Source organism: Amycolatopsis ultiminotia, assembly GCF_039536925.1.
GTDB classification, from domain to species: Bacteria; Actinomycetota; Actinomycetes; order Mycobacteriales; family Pseudonocardiaceae; genus Amycolatopsis; species Amycolatopsis ultiminotia.
This window is the reverse complement of record NZ_BAAAZN010000018.1, coordinates 47,944-71,022: the sequence shown is the minus strand read 5'-3', so window position 1 is coordinate 71,022 and position 23,079 is coordinate 47,944. Positions and strand designations below refer to the sequence as shown.

Sequence of the window (23,079 nt, the reverse complement as noted above, 5' to 3'; positions counted from 1 at the left end):
GGTCACTCCACTGTGGACACCAATGCGTCCAGTGCACGGGGAATCGCCGACGCCAGCAGGTCCAGCTCCGGCTCGTCGGCGATCAGCGGGGGCGACAGCACGATACCCTTGGCCACCGGCCGCACGATCACCCCTTCCGCGAGCAGGAGCCGGTACAGCCGGTCGGCGGCGCCGGGGTGCGCCTGCAGCACGTCCGGCGTAAGTTCCACTGCAGCCAGAAAACCAAGGCCCGCACGGACTTCCGCGACGGCGGCGTGCCCGTCGGCGCCGGACAGCGCGTCGGCCAGTGGCTTCTCCAGGGTGCGCCCGCGGGGGATCAAATCGTCGCGTTCGTAGATGTCCAAAGTGGCGTTCGCCGCCGCGCAGGCCACCGGATGCCCGGCGTACGTCGCGCCGTGGCGGAGCACCGGCGCACCCGGGCGGCCGGTGAAGAACGGTTCCGCGACGTGCGGCGCGACCAGTAGCGCGCCGAGCGGGATCGTGCCGCCGGTGATGCCCTTCGCGGTGGTCACCAGGTCCGGGCGCACCGGCCAGCGGTCGATGCCGAACCAGGTGCCGAGCCTGCCGAAGCCGCAGATCACGCAGTCCGCGACGAACAGCACCTCGTGCTGCCGGCAGATCTCCGCGACCGCCTCCACATAACCGTCCGGCGGAAGCAGCACGCCACCCGCCCCGATCACCGGTTCACAGAAGAACGCCGCGACCCGCTCGGGGCCAACGCGCCGGATCTCCGCGTCCAGCGCCGCGGGGCTGTCGTAGGCCACGTGGGAGAACTCGCCCGGTAGCGGGCCGAATCCCTCGGCATTGACGGCGATCCCGCCCACTGCGGTGCCGAATCCGTGCGTGCCGTGGTAACCCTGGGTCCTGCCGATCACGTGTGTCTTGTTCGGACGTCCAGTGTGGACGAAGTAGGCACGCGCGATCTTCACCGCGGTGTCCACCACGTCGCCGCCACCGGAACCGAGGAACACCTTCGAGCCGGGGATCGGGGCCAGTTCGGACAGTCGCGAAGCCAGCCGCAGCGCGGGTTCGTTCGCCGTGCGGGCGAACAGGTGGTACGCGTCGAGCTTCTCCAGCTGCGCGGTCACCGCCCTGGTGATCTCCGGGCGGCCGTGCCCGAGGTTCGCGTACCAGAGCGAAGCGGTGGCGTCGAAGTAGCGGTTCCCGGTCTCGTCCCACACGTACGATCCCTCGCCACGGGTCACCACGAACCGGTCGCCGTCCACCGCGCCCATGTCCGCGAACGGGTGCCACAACGGATTCGGTTGCCGATCGGCCATATCTCCTCCTTCGAACGGTTCAGGAACGTGCCAGGAACCCGGCGATCTCCTCGGCCGAGTAGCCCAGTTCGGCCAGCACCTCGGCGGTGTGCTGGCCGAGCGTGGGTGGGGCGGACGTCGGCCGGGGCTGGGTTTCCGAGGCCTTGACCGGAAATCCGGTGCCGAGGTAGGTGCCGACGGTCGGATGCGGCAGCCGGACCACCTGATCGCGTTCGGCGGCCCACGGGTCGGCGTAGACGTCGTCAATATCGTTGATCGGCGCGGCCGGGATGCTCGCCTCGTCGAGCGCCTTCATCCAGTCGGCGGCAGTGCGGGTCAGGAAAACCTCGCCGAGCTGGGCGTTCAGCTCGTCGCGGTTCGCCGCGCGGGCGGCGTTGGTGACGAACTTCGGGTCCTCGGCGATGTCCAGGTCCAGCACCCGGCACAGCGCGCGCCACAGCTTTTCGCTGCCCGCCGCGACGATCAGCCAGCCATCGGCGGTGTGGTAGGCCTGGTACGGCACGATGCTCGGATGCGCCGACCCCATCCGGCGCGGCCGCGGCTGGTCGTAGAAGCTCGCCCCCGCGGCGTACACATGCCAGGCGAGCTGCGCGTCGAGCAGCGAGACGTCGAGGTACTGGCCGCGACCGGTGGTGTGCCGGGCCTGCAGGGCCATCAGCACGCCGATGATCGCCCAGGTGCCCGCGTTCAGATCGGCCACCGGGAGACCCACCTTGGCCGGCGCGCCGTCCGGTTCACCGGTCAGCCCCATCACGCCGCCGAGCGCCTGCGCCACGAGGTCGTAGCCGGGCCGATCGCGGTACCGCCCGGTCTGGCCGAACCCGGTGATCGACACGTGGATCAGCCGCGGGTTGAGCTCCGCCAGCTCGGCGTAGGAAAGTCCCCAGCGCTCCAGCGTGCCCGGCCGGTAGTTCTCGACCAGCACGTCCGCACGGGCCACGAGCCTGCGCACCACCTCCCGGCCGGGTTCGGTCTTGAGATCGAGCACGATCCCGCGCTTGTTCCGGTTGGCGGCCAGGAAGTACACCGCCTCCTCGCCGTCCCCCACGAACGGCGGCCCCCACAGCCGCGTGTCGTCCCCGTGCCCCGGCGGCTCGACCTTGACCACCTCCGCCCCCATCTCGCCGAGGTACTGCGTGCAGTACGGCCCGGCAAGAATGCGGGACAGATCGACGACCTGGATGCCGTCGAGCGGACGGGGCTGGGACATCGGTCTCCTAGGGGCGGCACTCCGGCCGGGCCGGCCGGGATCGCGTCAGTCGGGGTCGGGTCGGGCAGGCCGGAGTCGGGTTGGCAGGGATCGGATCGGTCGGGGCGGGCCGTCGGGGTCGGGCGGGCTGGAGCCGGGCAGGCCGGAGTCGGGTTGGCAGGGATCGGATCGGTCGGCGCGGGCCGTCGGGGTCGGGCGGGCTGGAGTCGGGCTGGTCGAGGCGGGCCGTCGGGGGCAGGTCGGTCTGGTCGAGGCGGATTGGCCGGGTCGGGCGAGGCAGGATCGGGTTGGCCGGACCAGGTTGGCCGGACCAGGTTGGCCGGACCAGGTTGGCCGGACCAGGTTGGCCGGACCAGGTTGGCCGGACCAGGTTGGCCGGACCAGGTTGGCCGGACCAGGTTGGCCGGACCAGGTTGGCGGGATCGGGTTGGCGGGACCTGGTTGGCGGGATCGGGTTGGGCAGGGATCGGGTTGGTCGGGGGCGTCGTTTTCCGGTGGCCGGGACGTGGTTTCCCGGCTCCCCCTTTCTACCTGCCCGGCGGGCTAATACCTACCAACAGCCGCTTGACGCTCGTGCGCTCCGTGATGTTGATTGTTGATCGGTTCTGTGCAGAGTCGCACATTCTTGGAGGAACGCATGCGTCGTCTCGGGGGACTTACCGCCGTCGTCGCCCTTGCCGCCGGTGTCGGCACCGGGCTCACCGGGAGCGCCGGGGCCGTCGGAACGGCCGGGCCGGATGCCGGAGGGAGCACCGAAGCGCCGGTCGCCGTGGCGCAGTCCACTGCGCAGACGCCGCCGATGGGATGGAACAGCTGGAACAAGTTCGGCTGCGACATCGACGAAAACCTGATCAGGGAAACCGCCGACGCGCTCGTCAGCAGCGGTCTCGAGGACGCCGGCTACCAGTACGTGAACATCGACGACTGCTGGGCCGAGCAGAACCGCAACGCCGAAGGCAGGTTCGAGCCCAACCACGAACGTTTCCCGCACGGCATCAAGGCACTCGCCGACTACGTGCACGGCAAGGGCCTGAAACTCGGCATCTACACCAGCGCCGGCACGATGACCTGCGCCAACACCATGCCGGGCGCACTCGACCACGAGGACGTGGACGCACAGACCTTCGCCGACTGGGGCGTGGACTACCTCAAGTACGACAACTGCAACAACCAGGATCGCCCGGCGGTCGAGCGCTACCGCAAGATGGGTGACGCGATCAAGAAGACCGGTCGTCCGATGGTCTATGCGCTGTGTGAATGGGGCGAGAACCAGCCGTGGCTGTGGGGCCGGGACGCGGGCGCGCAGCTGTGGCGCACCACCGGTGACATCAGCGACAACTGGGCCAGTATGACCGAGATCCTCGACCGGCAGGTCGGGCTCGAGAAGTACGCGGGCCCCGATGGCTGGAACGACCCGGACATGCTCGAGGTCGGCAACGGCGGCATGAGCGACACCGAATACCGCGCGCACTTCTCGTTGTGGGCACTGCTGAACGCGCCGCTGCTGGCAGGCAACGATCTGCGGTCGATGCCCCCGGAAACCACGGCGATCCTGGAGAACAAGGACATCGTCGCACTCGACCAGGACTGGGCGGGCGTGCAGGGACACCGGGTTCGCGACGACGGGGACACCGAGGTCTGGACCAAGCCGATGTCCGACGGATCGGCCGCGGCGGTGCTGTTCAACCGCGGGAATTCCGCCGCCACGATAACCGCCACTGCTGCCGAACTGGGCCTCTCCTCGTCGGGCTACCGCGTGCGGGACCTGTGGTCCGGCGCCGAGACCGAGACCACCGGCACGCTGGAGGCGAACGTGCCGAGCCACGGCGCCGCGGTTTTCCGGGTGTGGCCGGCAACGGCGCCCGTCGCAGCCGCGCCGGCCTCTTCGTCGTACCCGGCGGGGCACGGCAACGCGAGGTGACCCCGAAACCGGTGCATCCCGGCGATTCGCCTACGTTGTCCGCGATGGTCGCCGACGGCAACAACACCGACTCGGCCGCCTGCTGATCTCGCGTCCGGTCGCTCAGGCGCGGGCAAGCAGTTCGCCGTGCGGGATCACGAGCCAGCCGTCCGGATCGGCGGCCCAGTCCCGCCACGCCCGGGAAATCTCCGCGAGGTCGGCTTCGGTGGCCAGCCCCCGTTCGAGTGCCATCTTCCCGACCGCGGAGTGGATCCGCTCGGCCCACATCCCGCCCCAGGCCGCACGTTCCTCGGGGGTGGCGTAGCACCAGACCGAAGCCGACGGCGTGACCTCGGTGAACCCGGCCTCGTGCGCCCAGGCCAGCAACCGCCTGCCGGCATCGGGTTCGGCGTCGTTGCCGTGCGCCACGGCACGGTAGAGCCCGAGCCACCGGTCGAGCCGCTCGTCCCCCGGCCACCAGGTGAACGCTGCGTAGTCGGCGTCGCGGACCGCCACCACCCCGCCCGGCCGCGTCACCCGCCGCATCTCGCGCAGCGCGGCCACCGGATCGGAGAGGTGCTGGAGCACCTGGTGGGCATGGGTGACGTCGTAACTGTCGTCGGGATCGGAGAGCCGGTAGGCGTCGTCGACGGCGAATTCCACCGCCACCCCGCGCTCGTCGGCGTTTTTCCTGGCCGCGGGCAGTGCCGCGTCAGTGATCTCGATGCCCCGCACCCGCCCCGGCGCAACCGCCTCGGCGAGGTCGACGGTGATGCTGCCCGGCCCGCACCCCACGTCGAGCAGGTCCAGTCCCGGCCGCAGCACCGGCAGGAGGTAGGCCGCCGAACTCGCCGCGGTGCGGGCCCCGTGACTGCGCACGACGACCTCGCCGTGCCCGTGGGTGTACACGTCCCTGGGCGGCACCGCACTCACCCCTTCTCACTTTCTGAGACAGTTGGTTCGTATAGTGGAATACTACGGGAGTCGAGAAACGAACGTAAGAGCACGCCGGTCGTGACCGGCGGAGTGTGCGCGAGACCGGTCGAGCAACCGGACGGGCTCGGCGGCGGGCAACCCGGCGGCGAGGGCGGTGCCGGCCTCCGGCGGGATCGGCAGATCGGCGGTGCCGTGCACGACCAGAGCCGGGGCAGTGATCTCGGCGAGGCGATCGGCGACGCTGTCTGCGCCCATCAGCACACCCACGGCACGGGCGAGCCGGTTGCGCTCGGATACGGGCCAGCCAGTGTCCGGTTTGGCCGGCGCCGGCGCCGTTCGAGTACCGCAGCAGCGGTCTCCTCGACCGCACCGGCCGCGAAGCCGTCCCGGATCTGCGCCATCTGCGCCAAAGCCGGTCCAGGGAACGCGTCGGCGGCGGTGTCGATGAGGGCCAGGCTCGTGATGCGCCCCGGAGCCAGTAGCGCTGCCCGCAACGCGGTGAACCCGCCCTGGGAATGGCCGACGAAATGCGCCGCGGGTACGTCGAGGGTGTCAAGGACGTCGAGTGCATCTCGCGCCGCGTCCCAGTAAGTGAAGGGCAGGCCGTCGTCTTCGGTGGCCCCGTGCAACCGGAAATCGAACCGGATGCACCGGTAGCCGCTCAGTGTCTCGACGATTCCGTCCCACATGGTCGCGTCCATGAGGTTGCCGTGCAGACAGAGGATCGCGGGGCCGCGGCCACCGGAGTCGACGACGTACCTGCTGCGGAGGGAATTCGTGGTCATCCTGCTCCTGTCTGGTTGATTACCCCATTCCACCGTGGTGAAAGTGCCGGTGAGCCGCAGGCCGGTCCGCGCAGGACTTCCACGTCGTCGACGCATCCCGCTTACGCGGCGTGCTGGTGATGTTCACGGCCGCGGCGCTGGCGCACGGCACCCGGGTGGCCGCGTTCGCCGACGACGTCGCGCGGGCGCGTCACTGGCCGGTCGACCCGCACGACGCGCTTCTCAAGACCGCGTTGCGGCAATTGGCATTGTTGCTCGCCGTTCCGTCCTCTAAGGACGATTTCGCAGACGCACTCCGGCGAGAATCATCGACCGGGCAGTGCGCGAAGCCCTTGGCATGAGCGCAAAACGTTTCCTCGACGAACGAATCGCACTCGAAGCCCGCAGGCGGCTGGTCACCACCGACAGCAGCGTCGCCACGATCGCCCGCGAACTCGGCTTCACCGAGGCGACCAACTTCGTGAAGTTCTACCGCCGGCTGACCGGCACAACCCCGACCGCGACACGGCCCGCGCCGTCGTGATCGTCAGGCACTTTGCTTGCGGTACCACCGGGGTGAGGTGTTCAGCGGCGGCTTCAGCTTCGCGCGCACCACCAGCACGTTCGGTTCGTCGGACTCGACGAACTCGCTCAGCAGCCTGCGGAACGCGCGGCCGAAGCCGGACACCCGGTCCGCGTGCACACCGAACGAGCGGGCCAGTCCGACGAAATCCGGGCTGTCCCAGTCGACCCCGCGGTGCGGCAGGCCTTCCTGGTCCTGGTCGTAGCGCAGCATTCCGTAGCCACCGTCGTCCACCACGACCACCGTCACCGGCAGCTGTTCCTCGGCCAGCGTCGCCAGATCGCCTACCGCGTAAAGGAATCCGCCGTCTCCGGTAACGCACAGCACCCGGCCGCCGCGGACCGCCTCGGCCGCCGCACCGGCGCCGAGCGAGGCCGGGAAACCATAGCCGAGGGTGCCCCAGCCCATCGGGTAGGCCAGCCGGCGCGGACCGCGGACCCGGTGGAATCCGCCGACCCAGTAGCCTGCCACGCACATGTCCGTGACCAGCGTGGCATCCTCCGGCAGCACTTCCTCCAAAGTGGACAGGAAGTCGGCGGCCTGCGGTTCCTCGTCGCGGATGCGCCTGCGCACCCGGCGGCCGATGCCCGCCAGCCGCGCGGTGAGCTCGTCCAGCCCCGGCCGGGACTGCGGGTGCAGTGATTCGACGACCCGGCGGGCGTCGCCGACGAGCGTGATGTCCGGGCGGTAGTTCTTGGCCGCGTCCCCGGCGTCCACGTTCACCGCGATCAGCTTCGGCGGTGCGGGCATCAGCCAGTTCTGCGTCATCAGGCCGTCGAAGTCGGTGCCGATGGCGAGCACCACGTCGGCCTCGTCCCACAGCTGCCCGACCTCCGGCGCGTGCACCGGATTCGGTGCCAGGCAAGGGTGTTCGATCGGCAGCAGGCCGCGCGCACCGAACGTGGTGAGCACCGGCGCGGCGAGCCGCTCGGCGAGGTCGCCGATCGCCTCGCCCGCCTCGGCACGCAGTGCGCCGCCCCCGGCCCAGATCAGCGGGCGGCGGGCGGTGGAGAGCAGGTCCGCGGCCCTGGCGAGATCCGGCAGGTCCAGCACGCGCTCGGCGGGCGGCGCGGGCGGTTCCCGCGGCGGCGTGACCTCACGCAGGTAATCGGTCGGAATGCCAAGGTAGACCGGACCGGTCTGCGGCTGCAGCGCCAGCCGGGCGGCGCGGTGCACGGTGGTGCCGATCTGATCCGCGCGGTGCACGGTGAACCCGGCCTTGGTCACCGGGGCGAACATCGCCTGCTGGTCCGACGTCTCGTGCAGCACCCCGCGGACCACACCGGGACGGCGCAACGTGGACGGGATGTCCGTGGCCACCACGAGCACCGGCGCCGCGGACGCCATCGCCTCGCCCACCGCGCCGAGCGTGTTCGCCGCGCCGGGACCGGTGGTCACCAGCGCGACGCCGAGTTTCCCGGTCCTGCGGGCATAACCGTCCGCGGCATACCCGGCGGTCTGTTCGTGCCGGACACCGACGACGCGGATCCCGGTCTCCGCCAACGCCTCCCACAGCGGCAGGTTGTGCACGCCAGGCAGGCCGAACACCACCTCGGTCCCGAGAGCCGTGAGCGCGTCCACAAGCTGCTGAGCTCCAGTCCGTCCTGCCACGTCCGCGATGGTATCCGCCGCGGGTAAGCGCCTGCAGACACGTCACCGGACACTGCCTGTCATCGGCAGCCGCGCAGGTGCCGCCGTCCGGCAGCCCCGACCGGAGAACCGCCTTCGAACAGTGGCGGAACACCTTGTCGCGGTCCGGCCGGTGCCGAGCCGGACGCGCCTTGCCTGCAATCCGGACCGGCGGCGGCAGCAGGTCACGCGGCTGATCCTCGGAGATCGCCCCGGCGTATTCGCCCGCTCCGGTTTCAGGTTCTTCGCCACGGGCCATACTCGCCAGAGTGGAACGGGAACGCCGAGGTTTCCCGTGCGTAGACTCGGACCGGGGCAGCGACGCCCCCAGCTCGCGGAAGGGTGGCCGGAATGCCGTTGATGCCCGTGACCGACTCGATGTTCCTGATGGTCGAGACCCGCGAGCACCCGATGCACGTCGGCGGGTTGCAGCTGTTCCGCAAACCCGACGGCGCAGGCGAGAACTACCTGCACGACCTGCGGCGTTCGCTGCTGGATTCGGACAACATGCGCAGTGTGTTCCGGCGGCGGCCCAGCAGGCCGGTGAACACCATGGGTCACCTGCGCTGGTCCGACGACACCGAGCTGGAACTGGACTACCACTTCCGGCATTCCGCGCTGCCGCAGCCGGGCCGCATCCGGGAGCTGCTGGAACTGACCTCGCGCTGGCACAGCACCCTGCTCGACCGGCACCGTCCGTTGTGGGAAACCCACCTCATCGAAGGGCTGCGCGACGGCCGGTTCGCGCTGTATTCGAAGATCCACCACTCGCTGATGGACGGCGTCTCCGCACTGCGGCACCTGCAGGGCACGCTGTCGGACGATCCGGCCGACCTGGACTGCCCGCCCCCGTGGGGCACCCGGAGCGAGGGCGGGGGCAGCCGCAACGGCCGGGCGGCCGGTTCGCTTCTGGACACGGCGGGCAAAACGTTCGGGCAGGTCGCGGGAATCGCACCCGCTGCGGCAAAGGTGGCGCGCGAGGCGTTCCGCGAGCACCGGCTGACGCTGCCGATGCAGGCCCCGCGAACGATGCTGAACGTGCCGATCGGCGGCGCGCGCCGGTTCGCCGCACAGTCGTGGCCGCTGCAGCGGGTGCGCGCGATCGCCGCCGCGTCTGGTGCAACGCGCAACGACGTCGTGCTCGCGATGTGCGCCGGCGCGCTGCGGGACTACCTCATCGAGCAGAGCGCGTTGCCGGACGCGCCGCTCGTCGCCATGGTGCCGGTGTCGCTACGGCAGCGCGACACCGGCGAAGCGAGCGGCAACAACATCGGCGCGCTGCTGTGCAACCTCGCCACCGACCTGGCCGATCCTGCCGACCGGCTGGCCGAGATCTCCACGTCGATGTCCAATGGGAAGAAGCTGTTCTCGCAGCTGTCGCCGTTGCAGACGCTGTTGCTGTCCGGGCTCAACGTGGCCCAGCTCGGCGTTTCCCCGATCCCCGGCGTCGTGTCCAATACGCGGCCGCCGTTCAACCTGGTGATCTCCAACGTCCCGGGCCCGCGCTCGCAGATGTACTGGAACGGCGCAGCGCTCGACGGCATCTACCCGGCATCGGTCCTGCTCGACGGCCAGGCGCTCAACATCACCCTGACCAGCAACGCGGACAACCTAGACTTCGGCATCACCGGATGCCGCCGCAGCGTCCCGCACCTGCAGCGGATCCTGACCCACCTGGACACCGCACTGGCCGAACTGGAGGGCGTGAGCGGAGTGCGCTGACCCCTACCCAGCCAACGGCTACAGCCGGCGGCTGCGGCTTCCGGCTAACGACTGCGGCTGGCGGCTTTTGACCGACGGCTTCCGGCTGACCCCATCGGGCTGACGGCTCCGGCTTCCGGCTTTCGACCGGCGGCTTCCGGCTAACGACTGCGGCTGGCGGCTCCGGCTTCCGATTGGCTGCTTCCTGCCGACCCCATCCGGATGGCGGCTGCGACTTCCGACTGACCCCGTCCGGCTGGCGGCTCCAGCTAACGGCTGCGGCTGGTGCTTCCGGCTGGCGTCTCCGGCTGGTGGCTTCCGGCTTCCGATTGGCTGCTTCCGGCCGGCCCCATCCTGCTGGTGGGTTCCGACTGGCGGCTTCTGGCCAGTGGCTCCGGCTGGCGGTTTTCACCTTCCGGCGGGCGGCTCCGGTCCGCACCGGCCGGTATTTCCGTTGCCGTGGAGTGCTTCAGCAACGTCCTTTGTGGAGCTTCCGGTTACCGCCCGACCGGCCGCACCGCGAGGAAGTTGACCGCATTGCCACTCAACACGAGCTCGCTGTCACCGTTGAACACCTCCACCAGGGTGCGCACGAGCCCACGATCGGGTTTCGACCGGGAAAGCCGCGCCTCGGTCACGGTGGCCCGCAGCCACAGCCGATCCCCCGGCCGCACCGGCCGCGGCCAGCGCAGCTCGTCGATGCCGGGACTGCCGAGACTCGCCACCGACGAGAGGTAGTGCTCGGCGAACATCCGCATCATCAGGCCGCAGGTGTGCCAGCCACTCGCAATGAGCCCGCCGAACGGCCCAGCCTCCGCCGCAACCGGATCGACGTGGAAACTCTGCGGATCGAACTGCCGGGCGAACTCGACAATCTCCTCCCGGGTAACCGCGACGTCCCCGAACTCATACACCGCCCCGAACGGATAGTCCTCAAACCAGCGATCATCAATCGGCGCGCTGAACTCGGTCATACCCGCCAGCGTGCCACACCAACACCCCCACCCACCCCAACACCTCACCCACAACCCACCCAGCACAACCGGCCCACTCACCCCAACCCACCCGATGCGACCGGCCCACCCGGCACGCGCCACCCAATGCGACCGGCCCACCCGACCCGCTCCAGCCGGAACGACCGGCCCACTCGACCCGCTCCAGCCGGAACGGCCCGCCCACTCAACACAACCCACCCGATGCGAACGGCCCACCCGGCACGCTCCACCCGGCACGACCGGGCCACTCGTCTCGCCTCCCCAGGGCACGACCGGCCCGCTCGACCCGACCCACCAGATCCGACCGGGCCACCCGACGCGCTCCACCTGGTGCGATCGGCCCGCTTGTCCCGGCACCCGGTCCGAACGGCCCACTCGTCCCGCCTTCCGGGCACGAGAGGCCCACTCAACGCGACCCCACCCGACGCGACCGGGCCGCTTGGCCCGCTCCACCCGGCACCACCAGGCCACTCGGCCCGGTCCGAACGGGTGCGGGTGGTCTGCTCGTCCGGGTTGTTGTGGGCTTGCGTGGCATCGCGGCTCGCGCGGGAGGGGTGGCGCGGGCACGTCGGGGCGGCGCCGCCCCGTTGCGCGGCTGGGGGGCGGTGCAGCGCTCGGTCGCCGGTCCGTCGATTCGGCCGGAAAGCGTTGCCGGTCAGGCAGAAGCGGGGCCGGGCTGGTGGGCGGTCGGGTGCCGACGGGGTCAGCGGCCTGCCCAGGGGTGTACTTCCTCCAGCAGCTTCGCCACGGCCAGTACCAGGTCGTCCGAATGGCGCGGGCCGACGATCTGCACTCCCACCGGCAGGCCCGCCGACGTGCGGCCCGCCGGGACGCTGATGGCCGGTTGCTGGGTCATGTTGAACGGGTAGGTGAACGGCGTCCACTCCGGCCACTCGCTCAGTCCGCTGCCCGGCGGCACGTCGTGGCCTGCCTCGAACGGGGGGATCGGGATGGTCGGCGTGATCAGCACGTCGTAGCGGGTGTGGAACTCGCCCATCCGGATGCCGAGTGCGGCGCGTTCCGCGGAGGCGTCGAGGTAGTCGCTCGCCGAGTAGGTGTGGCCCTTCTCCCATACGCGCCGCAACCCGGGGTCGACGCGGTCTTCGCTGCCCTCCGGGAACGAGTCGAGCATCTTCGCCGCGCCGGTGGACCACAGCACGTCGAAGGCGGGCTTCGGGTCGCTGAAGCCCGGATCGGTCTCCTCGATCTGCAGACCGGCGTCGTCGAGAGCGCGGACCGCGGCCGCGACGAGCGCAGCCACCTCGGGATCCACGTCCACGTACCCGAGCGTCGGCGAGTAGGCCGCGATCAGCCCGCGCACATCACGGCGCACGGCTTCGCGGTAGGTGCCTGCCGGCGGGGCCAGACCGGCCGGGTCGCGGTGGTCGGGGGTGGCGAGCACGTCGAGCAGCAGCGCGATGTCGTCCACGCTGCGCGCCATCGGTCCGGCGTGCGAAAGCGGCCCGAACGGGCTCGCCGGGAACAGCGGAATCCGGCCGTGCGTCGGCTTCAGCCCGACGATCCCGCAGAACGACGCGGGGATCCGCACCGAACCGCCGCCGTCGGTACCCACCGACAGTTCGCCCATGCCCGCGGCGACCGCCGCGGCGCTGCCGCCGCTGGATCCACCCGCGGTCTTGCCGGGGTCGACCGGATTGCGGGTGATGCCGGCGAGCGCGCTGTCGGTGACGCCCTTCCACGCGATCTCCGGCGTGGTCGTCTTGCCGAGCACGACGAGGCCCGCCTCGCGCATCCGCGCCATCACCGGGCTGTCCACGTCCCACGGCTGGTCCACGGGGATGCTGGTCGATCCGCGCAGCGTCGGCCAGCCCTGGGTGAGGAACATGTCCTTGATGGACGAGGGAACGCCGTCGAGCCAGCCGATCGGATTACCGTCCCGCCACCGGAGCTCGGACTGTTTCGCCTGTTCGAGCGCACGGTCGGCGTCGACGAGGCAGTAGGCGTTGAGCTCGCCGTCCCGGTCCTCGATGGCCTTCAGCGCGTTCTGCGTCGACTCCACCGGGGACAGTTCCCCGGTGGCGTAGGCGGCGACGAGCTCGCTGGCGGTCAGTTCCCGGTCGCTCATCCGGCGGCTCCCTGCGATTCGGACGGCACGTATCCGAGCCGTTTGTCCACGACGTTCTGCAGCGGCTCCCCCGCGGTCCATCGCCGGAAGTTCGCCGCGAACACCTCTACCAGGGTGCGCCGCCAGCCCGCGAAGTCCCCCGACATGTGCGGGGAGACCAGCACGTCCGGCAGCGTCCAGAGTGGACTGTCCGGAGGCAGCGGCTCGGTCTCGAACACGTCCAGCGCGGCGCCCGCGAGCTGTCCGCCGCGCAACGCCGCGACCAGGTCGGAGGTGACCACCAGCTCACCGCGCCCGACGTTGACGAACCGCGCGGACGGCTTCATCGCGGCGAACGCCCCGGCGTCGAACATCCCCTTGGTCTGCTCGGTGAGCGGCGCGACCGCGACCACGTAGTCGTACTCGCCCAGGTACCGCGGCAGTTCGGCGGAATCGTGCACCTCGCCGAAGTCGGCGTCACCGGTGCGGGCCCGGCGGCCTGCGCCGGAGACCCGCATCCCGGCCGCGCGCAACAGCCGCGCGGTGGCCCGCCCGATCGGCCCGGTACCGATCACGAGCACCTCGCGTCCGGCGATCCGCTCGCTTTCCCGGTGTCGCCATGTACCTGCCCGCTGCAGGTCCAGCGACCGGGCGAAATCCTTGGCGAACGCGAGCACGACACCGAGCACGTACTCGGCGATGGCGTCGTCGAACACGCCGCGCGAGTTCGTGAGCACCACGTCGCTGTCGCGCAGCTCCGGGAACAGCACCGGGTCCACGCCGGCACTGGCGATGTGCAGCCAGCGCAGCCGATCCGCCGCGGCCCACGCGCCGGGGACGGCGGTGGAGAGGAAGTCGTAGACGAAAAGCGCGTCGGCTCCGGCCAATGCTTCCGGGAGCCCACGCGCATCCGTGTAACGAACCACCGCCGCCGCCTCGACAGCAGCCATGTCCGGTGGCAGGTTCGCCCCGCAGAGCACCGCAAGGACAGGGATTTCCGAGGCGATCACATTGACACGGTAAAAGTGGCTCGTATGATTGTCAACAATCCGAGGAACGACCCCCGGAGCACCGGACGTGTCACCGCACAGGCGTATTCCGGAGGCTGAGCCTTGGATCTGGACTTCCTCGCGTTCGACGGCCCGCTTGCCCAGCGGGGCATCGGCGTGATCGCCCCCTTCGACCTGGCATTGGAGCGCGAACTATGGCGCTGGGTGCCGATGGAGGTGTCCCTGCACCTCGCCCGCACCCCGTACGAACCGGTCCCGGTGAGCATGGAGATGGCACAGCTGGTGAGCGACAGCCGGCACCTCGCCGCCGCCACGCGCGACGTGCTGCACGTGGAGCCCGAAGTGGTCGCGTACCTGTGCACCTCGGGCAGCTTCGTGAACGGCGTCGCCTACGAGCACTCCCTCACCAAAGCCATCTGCGACGCGGGCGCGCCGGACGCGGTGACCACCTCCGGCGCGCTCGCCGAAGTGCTGCAGCAGCTGAACCTGCACCGGGTCTCCGTGCTCACCCCCTACGACGCCGACCTCACCGGCAAACTCCACGGCTTCCTCGCCGAACTCGGCGTGCAGACGGTGGCCAGCGACCACCTCGGCCTCGGCGGCGGCATCTGGAAGGTCAGCTACCGCACCATCGCCGAGCGGATCCTCGCCGCCGACCACAGTGCGGCCGAGGCCATTTTCGTCAGCTGTACCAACCTCCCCACGTTCGACCTGATCGAGCCACTGGAGAAGGCGCTGGGCAAACCGGTGCTGACGGCCAACCAGCTGACCATGTGGGCGTGCCTGCGCCGGATGCAGCTGCCGATCGTCGGGCCCGGCCAGTGGCTGCGGGAGGTCTCTTGACCCACCTCGATAACATTGTCGACAATTTGCGTATCCCGGAGGTTTCGTGACCACGATCGGCTTCATCTATCCCGACCACGCGGCCGAGGACGACTACCCGCTCGCGGAGCAGCTGCTCGGAGGTTCGGAGGCAGCCGAGGGCGACATCCGGCTGCCGGTCGCCCACATCTACGGCACCGACCTGCACGCCGTGCCGGAGCTGCTGGACCTCGGCAGTGCGTCCCGGCTCGCCGACGGCGCCGGGCTGCTCGCCAAACACACGCCGGACGCGGTGGTCTGGGCGTGTACCTCCGGCAGCTTCGTGTACGGCTGGGACGGCGCCCGCGATCAGGCCGACCGGCTGGCCACGGCCGCGGGCGTGCCTGCGTCGAGCACGTCGTTCGCTTTTGTGCATGCAGCGCAGGCGCTGGAGGTGAAACGGGTCGCCGTGGCCGCCAGCTACCCGGACGACGTGGCCCGGCTGTTCGTGGAGTTCCTCGCCGCGGGCGGGGTCGAAGTGCTGAGCATGTCGAGCGCGGACATCGACACCGCGGCAGAGGTCGGCAAGCTGTCGCCGGAGGCCGTCGTGGACCTCGCCGTGAGCCACGACCACCCGGACGCGGACGCGCTGCTCGTGCCGGACACCGCGATGCGCACGCTGGGCGAGATCACCGACATCGAGGCGAAGCTGGGCAAACCGGTGCTCACCGCGAACCAGGTGACCATCTGGGAAGGGCTTCGACTGACCGGCACGACCCGGATGGTGCGCTCGCTCGGCGCGCTCTTCCGGGCCGGGAGGTGATCGATGGTCGCCCTGCCCGGCATCGAACCGGTCAACCGCGAGTCGACCGCCACCGTGATCGCGCGCCAGCTGCGGGAGGCGATCATGAACGGCGTCCTTCCGCCGGGCACGCAGCTCGGGGAGACGGATCTGGCCGCCCGGTTCCAGGTTTCGCGTGGCCCGCTGCGAGAGGCGATGCAACACCTCGTTTCGGAGGGGCTGCTGCGCAGTGAACGGCACCGCGGCCTGTTCGTGATCGACCTCGAACCGGCCGACGTGTACGACATCTATCTCGCCCGGACCTCGGTGGAGCGCACCGCGCTGCTGCGGGTCCTGCGCCGCGGTGATCGCGAGGAAGTGGCGGGAGTGCTGGAACAGGCAGTGGCCGACATGGCCACCGCCGCGGACGACGACGATCCCTCCGCACTGTCCACTGCGGACCTGCGCTTCCACGAGGCGCTGATCGACGCCTCCGGCAGCAAACGCCTGGTACGCATGGCCCGCACGCTGCTGATCGAAACGCGTATGTGCCTGACGCTGCTGCAGAGCACGTACCAGCGCGTGGAGGAGCGGGTGCTCGAGCACACGCAGATCATCGAGGCGCTGCGAACCGGCGACGAGGCGACCGCACTGCACTTGCTGGACGCGCACATGGAGGACGCGATCAGCCGCCTGATACCGGGCACGAGCCTGCAGAACGGCGGCACACCGGCGACGTGACCCGGCAACCCGGCGGCGAGCACAAACGCGCGGCCGCGATTGCGGCTCGGGCGGCGACGGGGCCCGCGGGTACGTCTGCCGCGTGATGCGCGGGGCAGGGAACAGCAGGGCCAGACGCGGCAGGAACAGGCGCAGCAGGGCCAGGCGCTGCGGGACCGGGCGTGACAAAGCCACACGCCGCAAGACCGGGCGCGGCAGAGTCACACGCCGCACGAACAAGCGCAGCAAGGCAAGACGCCGCGGGACCAGGCGTGACAAAGCCACACGCCGGGGGAACGGGCGCGGCAGAGCCAAACGCGACACAGCCAAGCGCCGCACGAACGAGCGCGGCAAGGCAAGGCACCGCGGGGCCGGGCGCGGCAAGGCCACACGCCGGGGGAACGGGCGTGGTAAGACCAGGCGTTGCAAGATCGGCTGCGGCGGGGGCAGACGCCATAGTGCCGAGCGCGACGGCGCAAAGTGCGGCAGAGCGGGTTGAGCGGTGGCAAGAATCGGTCGCTGGCTCGCGGATCTCGTGGGTGTTCGGCGGGGCGACGGCGCTGGCGGGGGCGTCGTGTATAGCGAATGCACCTGACCGCGGACGACTGCGGCTGATCGTCCGGCAAACCGTGGCGGCACTGCGAACCGCACGAGTCGTGGGAGCGGTGGGAAACCCGTGATTCCCACGAACCGTTCGGGCTGCACGGACCCGCTGAGCCCTGCGGACCCAACGAGCCCTGCGAACCTGGCAAGCCCCGCGAAACCCGGGAACCCCTCGAATCCGGCGAGACCCGCGAGACCCGCGAGCCCGGCGAAACTCGCGAGACCTGCGAGCCCGGCGAGACCTGCGAGACCCGCGAAACCCGCGAAACCCGCGAAAGAGCGTGCTGCGGAAGCTGCCGGTACTTGCTTGTGGCGTCGGCGGGGTATGGGTGTCCTGTGCGGGAGGGGCCGAGGCCTTGCCCACCGGATTTCGGCCTGCCAAGTCCTTGCCCGCCAAGGAAAACGGTGTCGTTCAGGCATGGTCTCGCTCCCCCAGTACCGGCTGGCCGCCTTGGCCCGAGCGGTAGTCCGGGGACCACGGGTAGATGCCATCGGCATCCGGGTGGACCAGTTGCAGCGCGCGGATTTGCGGGCCGTACAGGGCCACCGCGAAGTGCAGGTGCACGGCGGGGGCGGTCAGTGCCACCGCTTCGGGGGCGGGGCGGCCCGGCAGTTCCAGTCGTTCGCCCGGTTCGGGCGGGCCCGCGCTGAGCACCCGCTCGACCGCCGCCGACAGCAGCATCGCGGCCGGATGCGGGGCGAGGCCGGTGACGACCAGCTCGGGCAGGCCTTGTGCGGTCAGCCCCAGGGTGTACGCCCACGGCGGGCGGGCGCCCGTGCCCAGCACGCCCTGCACACACCAGCCGTACTCCTGGATCCGTTCCAGCACCTCGTTCAGGTACTGCCCGGCGGATCTCTCCGGTTCCTCGCACATCCGGCACATCGGCGTTCTCCTCCCCCGGGACCCGCGGTGGGTCCCGGGGGAGAGTGAAGCGCGCGGTACCGACGAAAAATCAGCGGAGCGAAGTGGCCACCGCGGTGCCGAGCGCAGTTGTGGTAGCGGTGCCGCCCAGGTCGGGGGTGCGCGTGGCGCCGGCCCTCAGCACCTCGTCGACGGAGGTGCGGATTGCCTGTGCGGCAACGGTTTCTCCCAGGTGTTCGAGCAGCATTGCACCGGCCAGGATCTGCGCCACCGGGTTCGCGATGCCCTGTCCGGCGATGTCCGGGGCACTGCCGTGCACGGCCTCGAACATCGACGGGAATTCACCTGATGGGTTGATGTTGCCGGACGGGGCCATGCCCAGTCCGCCGGTGACTGCGGCCGCGAGATCGCTCAGGATGTCGCCGAACAGGTTCGAACCCACGACCACGTCGATCCGGTCCGGCGCCTGCACCATCCTGGCCGCGAGGGCGTCCACATGGCACTGTTCGGCGGGCACGTCCGGGTACTGCGCACCGATCTCGGCGAAGATCTCGTCCCAGTACGGCATCGAGTGGATCAGCCCGTTGGACTTCGTCGCCGACGTGACGTGCCCGGACCGCGTGCGGGCCAGTTCGAAGGCGTACCGGATGATCCGCTGCACGCCGGTCCGGGTGAACACCGACTCCTGCAGCACGAACTCGTCCGGCTGCCCGGAATTGTGCCGTCCGCCGATCGCCGAGTACTCGCCCTCGGAGTTCTCCCGGACGATCACCATCTCCAGCTCGTCCGGCGTCCGCCCGGCCAGCGCCGAGGTGGTGCCCGGCAGCAGCCGCACCGGACGCAGGTTCACGTACTGCTGGAACGCCCGCCGCAGCGGGATCAGCAGGCCCCACAGCGAAACGTGGTCCGGCACCCCGGGGAAGCCGACCGCACCGAGCAGGATGCCGTCGAACTCCGACAACTGCGCGACACCGTCCTCGGGCATCATCGCGCCGGTCTTGGCGTACCGCTCACAGCTCCAGTCGAATTCCGTCCACGCCAAGGAGAAACCGTACTTCGCGCCGGCCGCGTCGAGCACCTTGCGTGCCTCGACCGTGACGTCGACTCCGATCCCGTCGCCGGGGATCGCGGCAATCCGGTGGTTCACAGGCTCACCGCGATGTACTTGGTTTCGAGGAATTCGTCGATGCCGACGGTGCCGCCCTCCCGGCCGAGGCCGGACTGTTTGATCCCGCCGAACGGCGCCGCCGGATTGGACACGACGCCCTGGTTGAGCCCGATCATCCCGGCCTCCAGCCGCTCCGAGACGCGTAGCGCCCGCTTCAGATCACTGGTGTAGAGGTAGGAAACCAAGCCGTACTCGGTGTCGTTGGCCTTCCCGATCGCCTCGTCCTCGCTGTCGAACGGCGTGATCGGCGCGACCGGGCCGAAGATCTCCTCGGCTGCCAGCCGGGCGTCGGCAGGCACGTCGGTGAGCACCGTGGCCGGGTAGAAGTGCCCCGGCCCGTCCACCGGCTCGCCCCCGGTCAGCACCCGCGCACCCCGGTCGGCGGCGTCCTTGACCAGCGTGGTCACCTTCTCGACCGCGGCCTCGTCGATCAGCGGGCCGACGACCACGCCGTCCTCGGTGCCGCGGCCCATCGGCAGCGCCTGCATCCGCTCGGTGAGCCGGCGGGAGAACTCCTCGACGACGCCGCGCTGCACGTAGAACCGGTTGGCCGCGGTGCACGCCTCACCGATGTTGCGCATCTTCGCCTGCATCGCGCCTTCGACCGCGGCGTCCAGGTCCGCGTCCTCGAACACCAGGAACGGGGCGTTGCCGCCAAGCTCCATCGACGTGCGAAGCACCTTCTCCGCGCACTGTTCCAGCAACTTGCGGCCGACCGCGGTAGATCCGGTGAAGGACAGCTTGCGCGCGCGCCCGTCCCGGATCAGCGGCTCCATCACGCCACCGGCGTCGGTGGTGGTGACCACGTTCAGCACGCCCTCGGGCAGTCCTGCCTCGGCGAGGATCCCGGCGAGCGCCAGCATCGACAGCGGCGTCTGCGCGGCAGGCTTGATCACCATCGTGCAGCCCGCGGCGACGGCAGGGCCGATCTTGCGTGTACCCATCGCCATCGGGAAGTTCCACGGGGTGATCAGCAGCGTCGGGCCCACCGGCTGACGGGTGACAAGGAAGCGGCCGGAGCCGTTGGGCGCCACCGCGTACCCGCCGTCGATGCGCACCGCCTCTTCGGCGAACCAGCGGAAGAACTCGGCCGCGTAGGTGATTTCCCCGGCGGCTTCGGCAAGCGGTTTGCCCATCTCCAGTGTCATCAGCAGGGCAAGCTCGTCGCGGCGTTCGAGCAGCTTCTCGTACGCCCGGCGGAGGATCTCCCCCCGCTCACGAGGCGCGACGGCCGCCCAGCTCTCCTGTGCCGCGACGGCCGCGTCGAGCGCCGCCAAGCCGTCTTCGGCCGCGGCGTCGGCGACCTGGCACAGCACCGCGCCGGTCGACGGGTCCTGCACGTCGAAGGCCCGCCCGCTGCGGGCCGGCACCCACTTGCCGCCGACGAAGAGGTCCTTGCCGACCGCGCCGACCACACCGTCCTCGGTGATCACACTCATCCGGATCGCTCCCGTTCCTGGTTGTCCCGAGGCCATGCTATGGATATTGTCAACAATCGACAACCGTGAACCAGAACTAGGAGCGCGCCGCATGGCACAGCTTTCCCCGCTGCTCAAGCAGGCAACGCCCGTTGTCGTCGACCACGGTGAAGGGGTTTACCTCTACGACGTGGACGGAAAACGTCACCTCGACTTCACCGCGGGGATCGGCGTGACCAGTACCGGCCACTGTCACCCGCGCGTGGTCGAGGCCGCGCGGGCGCAGATCGGCAAACTCGTGCACGGGCAGTACACGACCGTGATGCACCAGCCGCTGCTGGAGCTGACCGAGAAGCTCGGCGAGGTGCTCCCGGCCGGGCTCGATTCGCTGTTCTACTCCAACTCCGGCAGCGAGGCCGTGGAGGCCGCGCTGCGGCTCGCCCGCCAGGCGACGAAGCGGCCGAACGTGATCGTCTTCCAGGGCGGGTTCCACGGCCGCACGGTCGCCGCCGCCTCGATGACCACGTCCGGCACCCGGTTCAGCACCGGCATCTCGCCGCTAATGGCGGGTGTGCACGTGGCCCCGTTCCCGTACGCCTACCACTACGGCTGGGACACCGAGACCGCCACGAAGTTCGCGCTGCGCGAGCTGGACTACCTGTTCCAGACGGTGTCCGCGCCGGGCGAGACCGCGGCCTTCTTCGTCGAGCCGGTACTCGGCGAAGGCGGCTACGTGCCGGCGAACACCGAATTCCTGGCCGGGTTGCGCGAGCGCGCGGACCGGCACGGCATCCTCCTGGTGCTCGACGAGGTGCAGACCGGCTTCGGCCGCACCGGCAAGTTCTGGGGCCACGACCACTTTGACGTCTCCCCCGACATCGTGCTGATCGCGAAGGGCCTTGCCAGCGGCTTCCCGCTTTCGGGTATCGCGGCGTCGCAGGAATTGATGGCGAAGGCGTACCCGGGTTCACAGGGCGGTACGTACGGCGGCAACGCGGTGTCCTGCGCGGCCGCAATCGCGACGCTCGACGTGATCCGCGAAGAGGGCTTGGTCGACAACGCTGCCGAGCGCGGCCGTCAGCTGCTCGAAGGCGCGCGGGTGATCGCCGACAAGACGCCCGCCATCGGCGAGGTACGCGGTCTCGGCCTTCTCGTGGGTACGGAATTCACCACTGCGGACGGCGAGCCGGACACAGCGACCGCGCAGGCTGCACAGCAGGCCGCTGCGCGCAACGGCCTGCTGCTGCTCACCTGTGGCGCGTACTCGAACGTCGTGCGCATGGTGCCGCCGTTGGTGGTCAACGCCGAGCAGGTCGACGAAGCGCTGCGGATCTGGGGCGAGGTCGTCGCTTCCGTCACGGCTGGGAGCTGAGCCATGGCGCGGTACATCACCATCACCCTCGACAAGCGAGGGGTCTCCTGCCGCGCCCGGCTGCTCGACGACGAGGCGCCCCGCACCTGCAAGGCGGTGTGGGACGCGCTCCCGCAGAGCAGTTCGGCCTACCACGCGAAGTACGCGCGGAACGAGGTATACACCCTCGTACCGCCCTTCGCCGATCCCAAACCGGGCCGGGAAAACCCGACGATCACCCCGATTCCGGGTGATGTCGTGTACTTCGGGTTCGAGGCGTGGGAGATCGGCAATCCGGCGTACGGCTACGACGACGACAGCGAGGCGCACAGCGACCAGGGCGCCACGGATCTGGCGATCTTCTACGGCCGCAACAACCTTCTCATCAACGGAGACGCAGGCTGGGTACCCGGCAACGTCTTCGCGACCATCGAGGAGGGGCTGCCCGAGATCGCCGCCGCAGCGCAGGATCTGTGGCTCCGCGGCGTCGAGGGCGAGACGCTTTCGTTCGCAAGGGCGGAATGAGCCGCCGGCGGCCGGGTCTCCGCAGCCGGACGCGGAGACCCGGTTGCCGTCCGGCGGTCGGGGAAAGCGGCACGGTCCGGTGACGCCCGGATCACGGCAAGTGAGGGCGCGTCCTCGCCGTGCTGCGCGACGGACCGGCATTGATCACCCGGGCGTGTGAACCTGGCTCACTCACCTTTCGTGTCGCCCCGTTCACCGGTTCGAGACGACACGACGCCCAGTTGTCGCAACCAGGTTCTGCTACCCACGGTGAGCAACCCGGCCAGCCGCTACCAACGGTGGTGCTCCGTCCACCGTGCCACCCCCACCGTCGAACACGAAAGCCTTACGCGTTTAGCATGGGAAGATTCCGGAGTTCTCCCGGACGCGGGAAACGGCTTTTGACACCTCTGTCCTGCCAGTGCAAATCTGCATTCGCTCCTCGCGAGAGCACAACTGAAGACAATCCGAACAAGGAGCCCCTCACATGCAGATGTTCACCCAGCACGTGCACCACGGCCACGACATCATCTCCAGCGCACTGGCCCACCTGGCGCACGTGCTCGGCTGGCTCGTCTGACCGGCACCGAGGATTAACCCGAGGGGGTCGGCCTGTTGGCGCGGGCCGGCCCCTTTCCGGATTTCCCGCCCATTCCGCCGTGGCCGCGAAAAAGGCGGTCCGGCGTTTCCCGAAATGCTTTTCACTGCTTTCCGCATCGGCCGCCCGAGTCGTTACCCCAGGTCACCGGCGCCGCAGCGGGGAACTCGGAACGTCTTCATGGTCACCCTCCCGGCGGA

21 protein-coding genes are annotated in these 23,079 nt (G+C 70.0%); 9 read left to right on the top strand and 12 right to left on the bottom strand.

The window, feature by feature from the left end:
* Positions 1-2: 2 nt before the first annotated feature.
* Both ABD793_RS32570 and ABD793_RS32565 read right to left on the bottom strand, forming a co-directional pair.
* Positions 3-1,280, bottom strand: coding sequence for an aminotransferase family protein (locus tag ABD793_RS32570; RefSeq protein WP_344867043.1), 1,278 nt, complete (start codon positions 1,278-1,280; stop codon positions 3-5).
* 19 nt (positions 1,281-1,299) lie between these two features.
* Positions 1,300-2,490: a CaiB/BaiF CoA transferase family protein gene (locus ABD793_RS32565; RefSeq protein WP_344867041.1), complete on the bottom strand. Its 1,191-nt coding sequence runs from the start codon at positions 2,488-2,490 to the stop codon at positions 1,300-1,302.
* A gap of 637 nt (positions 2,491-3,127) precedes the next feature.
* Between ABD793_RS32565 and ABD793_RS32560 the strand changes: the two genes are divergently transcribed.
* Positions 3,128-4,411 carry an alpha-galactosidase gene (locus ABD793_RS32560; RefSeq protein ID WP_425548803.1) on the top strand — a complete coding sequence of 428 codons (1,284 nt, stop codon included), beginning with the start codon at positions 3,128-3,130 and terminating at the stop codon, positions 4,409-4,411.
* 102 nt (positions 4,412-4,513) lie between these two features.
* On the opposite strand, the gene ABD793_RS32555 is transcribed toward ABD793_RS32560, so the two are convergent.
* From ABD793_RS32555 to ABD793_RS32545, 3 genes are read right to left on the bottom strand one after another with little or no spacing between them, the layout of a single operon-like run.
* Positions 4,514-5,314 (bottom strand): methyltransferase domain-containing protein, encoded by an 801-nt coding sequence (locus tag ABD793_RS32555; protein WP_344867039.1) that lies wholly within the window; start codon positions 5,312-5,314, stop codon positions 4,514-4,516.
* Positions 5,315-5,365: 51 nt separating this feature from the next.
* Positions 5,366-5,581: an alpha/beta fold hydrolase gene (locus ABD793_RS32550; RefSeq protein ID WP_344867037.1), complete on the bottom strand. Its 216-nt coding sequence runs from the start codon at positions 5,579-5,581 to the stop codon at positions 5,366-5,368.
* A complete protein-coding gene (locus ABD793_RS32545; RefSeq protein WP_344867035.1) occupies positions 5,581-6,111 on the bottom strand; it encodes an alpha/beta fold hydrolase in 531 nt (176 codons plus the stop codon). Before ABD793_RS32545 ends, ABD793_RS32550 begins: the two co-directional genes overlap by 1 nt.
* Before the next feature lie 110 nt (positions 6,112-6,221).
* Here ABD793_RS32545 and ABD793_RS32540 point away from each other — a divergent pair, with 110 nt between their 5' ends.
* Positions 6,222-6,452 (top strand): hypothetical protein, encoded by a 231-nt coding sequence (locus ABD793_RS32540; RefSeq protein ID WP_344867033.1) that lies wholly within the window; start codon positions 6,222-6,224, stop codon positions 6,450-6,452.
* Complete coding sequence (locus ABD793_RS32535) at positions 6,449-6,634, top strand: helix-turn-helix domain-containing protein (protein WP_344867031.1); 186 nt, start codon at positions 6,449-6,451, stop codon at positions 6,632-6,634. Before ABD793_RS32540 ends, ABD793_RS32535 begins: the two co-directional genes overlap by 4 nt.
* Positions 6,635-6,637: 3 nt before the next feature.
* Here ABD793_RS32535 and ABD793_RS32530 read toward each other — a convergent pair whose 3' ends face one another.
* Positions 6,638-8,254, bottom strand: coding sequence for a thiamine pyrophosphate-binding protein (locus tag ABD793_RS32530; protein ID WP_425548806.1), 1,617 nt, complete (start codon positions 8,252-8,254; stop codon positions 6,638-6,640).
* 399 nt (positions 8,255-8,653) lie between these two features.
* On the opposite strand from ABD793_RS32530, the gene ABD793_RS32525 reads away from it, so the two are divergent.
* Positions 8,654-10,024, top strand: coding sequence for a WS/DGAT/MGAT family O-acyltransferase (locus ABD793_RS32525; protein WP_344867027.1), 1,371 nt, complete (start codon positions 8,654-8,656; stop codon positions 10,022-10,024).
* 476 nt (positions 10,025-10,500) lie between these two features.
* On the opposite strand, the gene ABD793_RS32520 is transcribed toward ABD793_RS32525, so the two are convergent.
* From ABD793_RS32520 to ABD793_RS32510, 3 genes are all read right to left on the bottom strand, one after another.
* Positions 10,501-10,977, bottom strand: coding sequence for a MaoC family dehydratase (locus ABD793_RS32520; RefSeq protein WP_344867025.1), 477 nt, complete (start codon positions 10,975-10,977; stop codon positions 10,501-10,503).
* A gap of 724 nt (positions 10,978-11,701) precedes the next feature.
* Positions 11,702-13,084 carry an amidase gene (locus ABD793_RS32515; RefSeq protein ID WP_344867023.1) on the bottom strand — a complete coding sequence of 461 codons (1,383 nt, stop codon included), beginning with the start codon at positions 13,082-13,084 and terminating at the stop codon, positions 11,702-11,704.
* On the bottom strand, positions 13,081-14,073 hold the full coding sequence (locus ABD793_RS32510; protein ID WP_344867021.1) for a D-2-hydroxyacid dehydrogenase: 993 nt from the start codon (positions 14,071-14,073) through the stop codon (positions 13,081-13,083). The genes ABD793_RS32515 and ABD793_RS32510 overlap by 4 nt, the downstream gene beginning before the upstream one ends.
* 102 nt (positions 14,074-14,175) lie before the next feature.
* Here ABD793_RS32510 and ABD793_RS32505 point away from each other — a divergent pair, with 102 nt between their 5' ends.
* The 3 genes from ABD793_RS32505 to ABD793_RS32495 are packed head-to-tail and all read left to right on the top strand — an operon-like array spanning position 14,176 to position 16,396.
* Positions 14,176-14,916, top strand: coding sequence for a maleate cis-trans isomerase family protein (locus ABD793_RS32505; protein WP_344867019.1), 741 nt, complete (start codon positions 14,176-14,178; stop codon positions 14,914-14,916).
* A 46-nt stretch (positions 14,917-14,962) separates the two neighbouring features.
* A complete protein-coding gene (locus ABD793_RS32500) occupies positions 14,963-15,697 on the top strand; it encodes a maleate cis-trans isomerase family protein (protein ID WP_344867017.1) in 735 nt (244 codons plus the stop codon).
* Positions 15,698-15,700: 3 nt separating this feature from the next.
* Positions 15,701-16,396: a GntR family transcriptional regulator gene (locus ABD793_RS32495; protein WP_344867015.1), complete on the top strand. Its 696-nt coding sequence runs from the start codon at positions 15,701-15,703 to the stop codon at positions 16,394-16,396.
* A gap of 994 nt (positions 16,397-17,390) precedes the next feature.
* On the opposite strand, the gene ABD793_RS32490 is transcribed toward ABD793_RS32495, so the two are convergent.
* The 3 genes from ABD793_RS32490 to ABD793_RS32480 form a co-directional block, all read right to left on the bottom strand.
* Positions 17,391-17,861, bottom strand: coding sequence for a DUF4262 domain-containing protein (locus ABD793_RS32490; RefSeq protein ID WP_344867013.1), 471 nt, complete (start codon positions 17,859-17,861; stop codon positions 17,391-17,393).
* Positions 17,862-17,931: 70 nt separating this feature from the next.
* Positions 17,932-18,987 carry a tartrate dehydrogenase gene (locus ABD793_RS32485; protein ID WP_344867011.1) on the bottom strand — a complete coding sequence of 352 codons (1,056 nt, stop codon included), beginning with the start codon at positions 18,985-18,987 and terminating at the stop codon, positions 17,932-17,934.
* Positions 18,984-20,447, bottom strand: a complete 1,464-nt coding sequence (locus ABD793_RS32480) for an NAD-dependent succinate-semialdehyde dehydrogenase (RefSeq protein ID WP_344867009.1) — start codon at positions 20,445-20,447, stop codon at positions 18,984-18,986. The genes ABD793_RS32485 and ABD793_RS32480 overlap by 4 nt, the downstream gene beginning before the upstream one ends.
* A 91-nt stretch (positions 20,448-20,538) precedes the next feature.
* On the opposite strand from ABD793_RS32480, the gene ABD793_RS32475 reads away from it, so the two are divergent.
* On the top strand, positions 20,539-21,798 hold the full coding sequence (locus tag ABD793_RS32475) for an aspartate aminotransferase family protein (protein WP_344867007.1): 1,260 nt from the start codon (positions 20,539-20,541) through the stop codon (positions 21,796-21,798).
* 3 nt (positions 21,799-21,801) lie between these two features.
* Positions 21,802-22,302 carry a DUF3830 family protein gene (locus ABD793_RS32470; protein WP_344867005.1) on the top strand — a complete coding sequence of 167 codons (501 nt, stop codon included), beginning with the start codon at positions 21,802-21,804 and terminating at the stop codon, positions 22,300-22,302.
* Positions 22,303-23,079: the final 777 nt, after the last annotated feature.